The organism is Flavobacterium gelidilacus DSM 15343 (assembly GCF_000422685.1).
GTDB lineage: Bacteria > Bacteroidota > Bacteroidia > Flavobacteriales > Flavobacteriaceae > Flavobacterium > Flavobacterium gelidilacus.
In genome coordinates, this window is record NZ_AUGN01000014.1 from 57,914 (window position 1) to 64,425 (window position 6,512).

Annotated in this window: 6 protein-coding genes; all 6 read right to left on the reverse strand. The window is 31.2% G+C overall.

Going from position 1 to position 6,512, the window contains the following annotated elements:
• Positions 1 to 118 precede the first annotated feature (118 nt).
• The 6 genes from G507_RS0108190 to thrS all read right to left on the reverse strand — a co-directional run bounded on the left by G507_RS0108190 (position 119) and on the right by thrS (position 5,756).
• A complete protein-coding gene (locus G507_RS0108190) occupies positions 119 to 1,420 on the reverse strand; it encodes an APC family permease (RefSeq protein WP_026717050.1) in 1,302 nt (433 codons plus the stop codon).
• Positions 1,421 to 1,447: 27 nt separating this feature from the next.
• The gene (gene rlmF, locus G507_RS0108195) at positions 1,448 to 2,377 is read right to left on the reverse strand and encodes a 23S rRNA (adenine(1618)-N(6))-methyltransferase RlmF (protein WP_026717051.1); all 930 of its coding nucleotides are present in this window, start codon (positions 2,375 to 2,377) and stop codon (positions 1,448 to 1,450) included.
• Between the two features lie 99 nt (positions 2,378 to 2,476).
• Positions 2,477 to 2,821 carry a 50S ribosomal protein L20 gene (gene rplT / locus G507_RS0108200; protein WP_026717052.1) on the reverse strand — a complete coding sequence of 115 codons (345 nt, stop codon included), beginning with the start codon at positions 2,819 to 2,821 and terminating at the stop codon, positions 2,477 to 2,479.
• 113 nt (positions 2,822 to 2,934) lie between these two features.
• Positions 2,935 to 3,132: a 50S ribosomal protein L35 gene (gene rpmI / locus G507_RS0108205; RefSeq protein WP_026717053.1), complete on the reverse strand. Its 198-nt coding sequence runs from the start codon at positions 3,130 to 3,132 to the stop codon at positions 2,935 to 2,937.
• A 106-nt stretch (positions 3,133 to 3,238) separates the two neighbouring features.
• A complete protein-coding gene (infC, locus tag G507_RS0108210) occupies positions 3,239 to 3,793 on the reverse strand; it encodes a translation initiation factor IF-3 (RefSeq protein ID WP_415776949.1) in 555 nt (184 codons plus the stop codon).
• 16 nt (positions 3,794 to 3,809) lie between these two features.
• Positions 3,810 to 5,756, reverse strand: coding sequence for a threonine--tRNA ligase (thrS, locus tag G507_RS0108215; RefSeq protein WP_026717055.1), 1,947 nt, complete (start codon positions 5,754 to 5,756; stop codon positions 3,810 to 3,812).
• Between the last annotated feature and the right edge of the window lie 756 nt (positions 5,757 to 6,512).

A 6,512-nucleotide genomic window follows, 5' to 3' on the forward strand; every position in this document is an offset into this window, starting at 1 on the left:
TTGTTAAAATACAGAAGATTCCTTTTTTAAAATTTATACTTTGATTTAAGCATAATTCACAATGCTTAGTTAAGTTTGTTTTTTCAGAATTCATTTATAAAGATTAATCTTTTTACAATTACTTTTTTTTCATTTTTACTTTCTTGTAAATCAACTCAATAATAAAACAAATCGCAATTATTGAAAGTGCGATTATGACTCCGCTTTTATTAGATGTATATTGTTGAACGATTAAAACCAATAAAGCGGCAGAACAAAGTATGAATCCAATAAAAGGAATAACTTTATTCCCTTTTATTTCAGAAGAAAGCTTAAATCCTGTATAGTTTACAACAGCAAATATTAAAAGAAAACCAACGCTTCCAGCTGTAGAAATTGTTTTTAAATTTAATAAATTAGTCACAATTAAAGTTGTTGCCGCTGTAATAAATAATCCAATGGGTTGATTCCAAAGTTGACCTGTTAATTGATGGGGAAGTTCATCATCTTCTGCAATTTCATAACTTACGCGACTTCCTCCATACAATGAAGCATTTATAGCAGAAAAAGTGGAGAGTAAAGCAGCTACTGTAATTATAGTAAAACCAATTTTTCCAAGCATGGGTTTTGCGGCTTCTGCTAAAACATAATCCTGAGCACTTGCGATTTCTTTAAAAGGTAATGAACCTATGGTGACTGCTGCAATTACAACGTATAATATAATGACAAAAATTACAGAATAATAATAGGCTTTTGGAATGTTTATTTCTGGATTTTCAATATCTGGAGCTGCATTAGCAATTAGCTCAAAACCTTCATAGGCAACGAAAATTACCATTCCACCAGTCAAAAGATTAAGAGGTGCTTCCCAGCTTGAAACAGAAAGTTGACTCAAGTTTGGATTACCAAACAAACCATAAATTCCAATTATAACAAAAGAAATTAAAATAATTAGCTTAATTATTACAGCAAAAGATTCAATTTTCCCTACAATTTTAATGCTGTAATAATTTATAGCAGTAGCAATAATTACTATAGCACTTGCATAAATATGAAAATCAATTCCATTTCCTGTTAATTTAAATAGGTTAGGAGCATAAGAACCAAAAGCAGAAGCATAGAGTGAAAGCATAATAATATAACTAATCCATAAAAGATTGTTTATGCCACCACTAAAAATGGTTTTACCAAATCCTTCATTTACAAATCGCACTGTTCCTCCTCTATCTGGATATTTCTTAGAAAGATTAACATAACTGTAGGAAGTAACTAAAGCAATAATCCCAGCAAACAAAAATGCAAGTGGTGTTCCTCCTTTAGATAATGAAACAGCTAAACCTAAAACAGCAAAAATTCCGCCACCAACCATTCCTCCAATTCCTATTGAAATGGCATCTTTAAGCTTGATTTTAGAGTTTTTATTGTTTTGAGTTTCTTTCATAATTTAAAAACAGTAGTTTAAAAAGGTTTATTCTTTTTTCTCTAATTTCAAATCCTTAAAAGTCCAAAAAACCAAACGACTTGTTTTGTTTCCTTGACTCAAATCAATAGTTTTTACATCAGCTGTTCCCACTTTTTTAAGCAATTTATAAATAGACTTTAGATTTTCTTTCTTAGAAACTAATGTTGAAAACCATAAAGACTGTGTTTTGAAATGTATACTTTCATAAATCATATTAGTTATAAAAGCAATTTCACCACCATCGCACCATAATTCATTATTTACACCACCGAAATTTAGCGTTGGTTTTGCTGTGACTTCATTATTCAAATTTTTTACTTTTCGAATAGTTCCTTTTGTAGCTTCTTCTTTTGAACTATGAAAAGGAGGATTACATAAAGTCATATCGAAAATTTCACCTTCATTAATAATACCTTTAAATATATTTCGTTTTGAAGATTGCATTCTAAGTTCTACAGAATCCTTTAAAATCGAATTTGATTTTACAATTTTATCAGCCCATTTTATGGCTTGACCATCAATTTCAGAACCTACAAATTGCCAACCATATTCATTAATTCCGATTATTGGATAAATACAATTAGAACCAATTCCGATATCTAAAACTTTAATTTTTTTTCCTGTTGGAATTTCTCCATAAACTTCACTCAAAACATCAGCAATATGATGAATGTATTCAGCTCTTCCTGGAATTGGTGGACAAAGAAAACCTTCAGGAATATCCCAATATTCTATATTGTAATAAGTTTTTAATAGAGCAGCATTTAGTGTTTTTACAGCTTTTGGATTTGAAAAATCTATACTTTCATTTCCGAACTTATTGATAGCAACAAATTCTTTTAAAGTTGGAGTAGTGCTAATTAATTTTTCAAAATCGTAAGCAACATTATGTTTGTTTCTTGGGTGAAAGCCTTTTTTTTCTGGAGTTGTATTCAAAATAGTATTTGTTTTTGGTAAAGATAAAGCTAATAAATAAAAAAATCCCAACCTTTCGATTGGGATTTAATTTATAAGTAAGATAAACGGTTAGACGTTTTATTTAATTTTATTTACAACAGCTCCAAAAGCTTCTGGGTGGTTCATAGCTAAATCTGCAAGAACTTTACGGTTCAATTCGATGTTGTTAGCTTTTACTTTTCCCATAAACTGAGAATAACTCATTCCGTGTAATCTTGCACCAGCGTTAATACGCATAATCCATAATGAACGGAAGTTTCTTTTGTTTACTTTTCTATCGCGGTAAGCATAAGTTAATGCTTTCTCTACGGCATTTTTCGCTACTGTCCAAACGTTTTTACGTCTTCCAAAGTAACCTTTGGCTTGTTTTAATACTCTTTTTCTACGTGCTCTTTTAGCAACTGAATTTACTGATCTTGGCATAATTTTAAATGTGTTTTGTAGTAGGCGTCTTCTTTTTTCAAAGCACTTAGTTGCTCTAATACAGGGTTATTGAATTGTTTTAACCTTAAACAAATTTAGAAATCTCTAATTTCTTAGATAATTCTTAATTGTTGTTTAATGCTTTTCTCATCTGTTTTATGAACTAAAGCAGAGTGAGTTAAAGCTAATTTACGCTTTTTAGATTTTTTAGTCAAAATGTGACTTTTAAAAGCGTGCTTTCTCTTGATCTTTCCAGTACCAGTAACTTTGAATCGTTTCTTAGCACTAGATTTTGTTTTCATTTTAGGCATTTCTTCCTTATTTAATATTTATCTTACTTACTATCTTTATGCTGAATTTTGTTCAGCATCTTATCATTTTATAGAATACTTCAACAAATCTGTTTCAGTATCTTAATTATTTCTTCTTTTTCGAAGCAATAAACATAATCATACGTTTTCCTTCAAGAATTGGCATTTGTTCTACTTTACCAAATTCTTCAAGATCTTGAGCCAAACGTAATAATAATATTTGTCCTTGCTCTTTATAAATGATTGATCGCCCTTTAAAGAATACAAAAGCTTTTAATTTTGCACCTTCTTTTAAGAATTTCTCGGCATTCTTTCTTTTGAATTCATAATCATGCTCATCTGTTTGCGGTCCAAAACGGATTTCTTTAACAGTTACTTGAGATGATTTTGCTTTCATTTCTTTTTCACGCTTTTTTTGCATGTAAAGAAATTTTTTGTAATCCATTATTTTACAAACTGGTGGTTCTGCGTTTGGAGAAATTTCTACCAAATCAAGTTCCTGCTCTTCTGCCATTTTCATAGCTTCAGAAGTTTTGTAAATTTTAGGCTCACTATTGTCTCCCACAAGACGTACTTCAGGTACACGAATAAAGTTATTTATTCTGTGGGCATCTTTTTTTTCTACTCGAGGCTGGTAACCTCTATTGTTTCTTATTGCTATGGCTATAAATATTTAGTTAAACTTCAAATGTTTTTAATGTTTTTTGCACTTCCTCATTAACAAGTGATGCAAAATCGTCAATTGAAACGGTAATGTTACCTTTTCCATCTTGACCATGTCTTCTTACAGAAACCGTACCGTTTTTCTCTTCTTCCTCACCTATGATTAGCATGAACGGATATTTTTGTCCTTCAGCATCTCTGATTTTCTTACCAATTGTCTCGTTTCTGTTGTCTACGAGGGTGCGAATTTCGTGATTTTCTAGCAATTCTGAAACTTTTTTCGCATAATTTTCATATTTCTCACTCAAAGACAGTATAATAGCCTGTTCAGGCATCAACCAAAGTGGGAAATTTCCTCCTGTATGTTCAATTAAAATTGCAATAAATCGTTCCATCGAACCAAAAGGTGCTCTGTGAATCATAACTGGACGATGTAATTCGTTATCGCTACCTTTATAGGTAAGGTCAAAACGCTCTGGTAAATTATAATCAACCTGAATAGTTCCAAGTTGCCAACTTCTACCTAAAGCATCTTTTACCATAAAGTCTAATTTAGGGCCATAGAAAGCAGCTTCGCCATATTCAACAGTCGTGTTTAAATTTTTATCTTTAGCAGCATTGATAATAGCATTTTCTGCTTTTTCCCAATTTTCATCACTACCTATATATTTATCTCTATTTTCTTTATCACGTAAAGAAATTTGTGCTGTAAAGTTTTCAAACCCTAAAGAACCGAAAACATACAATACTAAATCTATTACTTTTTTAAATTCTTCATCTAGTTGGTCAGGCGTACAAAATATATGTGCATCATCTTGAGTAAAACCTCTAACACGAGTTAAACCATGTAATTCTCCACTTTGTTCATATCTGTATACGGTTCCGAATTCTGCATAACGTTTTGGTAAATCTTTATAGGACCAAGGACGTGCATTAAAAATCTCACAGTGATGAGGACAATTCATAGGTTTTAATAAAAACTCTTCTCCTTCGGCTGGTGTGTTAATGGGTTGAAAACTATCTGCTCCGTATTTGGCATAATGCCCAGAAGTAACATAAAGTTCTTTTTGACCTATATGTGGAGTTATAACTTGTTCGTATCCTGCTTTTTTCTGGGCTTTCTTTAAAAACTGCTCTAATCTATCACGTAAAGCAGCACCTTTTGGTAACCATAATGGTAAACCTTGTCCAACTCTTTGTGAAAAATGAAATAAATCTAATTCTTTTCCCAGTTTTCTATGATCACGTTTTTTAGCTTCTTCCAATAAATGGAGATATTCAGTCAATTCTTTTTGCTTAGGAAACGAAATTCCATAAACTCTAGTCAATTGTTTGTTCTTTTCATTTCCTCTCCAATAAGCACCAGCTACAGAAAGTATTTTCATAGCTTTAATAATTCCTGTATTCGGAATATGACCACCACGGCACAAATCATAGAAGTTAGAATGATCACAAAAAGTAATTGTTCCATCTTCAAGATTTGAAATCATTTCTGTTTTGTACTCATTGTCCTTATATATAGAAAGAGCTTCAGCTTTAGAAACCGGGCGCATTTTAAATTCATGCTTCTCTCTAGAAATTTCTAAAACTCTATCTTCAATTCCTTTAAAATCTGCATCTGTAAATTTTTCATCCCCAAAATCAACATCATAATAAAATCCATTATCAATCGCTGGACCTAATGTCAATTTAGCATTCGGAAATTTCTCTTCAATAGCTTGAGCCATTACGTGAGAAGTAGAATGCCAAAACGCTTTCTTCCCTTCATCGTTATTCCAAGTATATAATACTAAAGAACCATCGGTGATTAATTCGGTTGTAGTTTCAACAGTTGTATCATTAAAGGAAGCTGAAATAACATTTCTAGCCAGTCCTTCACTAATGCTCATTGCAACATCCATAGGAGTAGAGCCTTTTGCCATCTCCTTAATTGACCCGTCAGGTAAAGTAATTTGTATCATTGTATATATTTAATAAGATGCAAATATAAAACAAACCCTAAACACATACAATATATATAGGTATACATTTATTAAATAATATACACCTTATATATAGGTGTAGTTTTATTTGGAGCGATACTTCTGTCCTTGATTTATTTAGGTTTGGTTCCCGCTATGCATTGTATCTTTTCTTGCGATGCAGGAAGTGATTTTTTGTAAATTATTGCAATCGCAAGAAAAGGATGTCATTCCTATCGGGGCTAAACGAAGAATTTCAGGTGTTTTATTTATTTAGTTTGGGCGTGTTGTTAACAAAACTGCAAATAAATTGAATAGTAGGTTTACAAAAGGAATTAGTCACAGGCTAGCAAATAAGGTGCTAAATTGTCTTAAGTTTGGGTTGAATTAAAAATAATCAAAAATATTTCAAGTTGTAAATATCAGATAACCAAAGGTGTAAATAAAAAGGATAAAAAAGATTAGAAAATAAATAGAATAATTCTTGTGGAATAGAAAAAACATCCTACTTTTGCACCCGCATTAGAGCAGTAGTTCATATCATTATTGAGGCAGAGATTAGGTTGAAAAAAGATTAAAATTTTTTCAAAAAAAGTTTGCCAGAAGTAAAATTTTGATTTACCTTTGCCGTCCGTTAAATACGGAAAGCATTACAAGTTCATTGATTTATTGAGTGGGATTTAGGAGAGGATATTTTTTTAAAAATATTTCAAATAAAACTTGCGAGATAATAAATAAGTTGTACTTTTGCACCCG

Coding starts and splice junctions, on each gene's coding strand:
- G507_RS0108190 (WP_026717050.1), bottom strand. CDS start 1,420: ATGAAAGAAACTCAAAACAATAAAAACTCTAAAATCAAGCTTAAAGAT.
- rplT (WP_026717052.1), bottom strand. CDS start 2,821: ATGCCAAGATCAGTAAATTCAGTTGCTAAAAGAGCACGTAGAAAAAGA.
- rpmI (WP_026717053.1), bottom strand. CDS start 3,132: ATGCCTAAAATGAAAACAAAATCTAGTGCTAAGAAACGATTCAAAGTT.
- thrS (WP_026717055.1), bottom strand. CDS start 5,756: ATGATACAAATTACTTTACCTGACGGGTCAATTAAGGAGATGGCAAAA.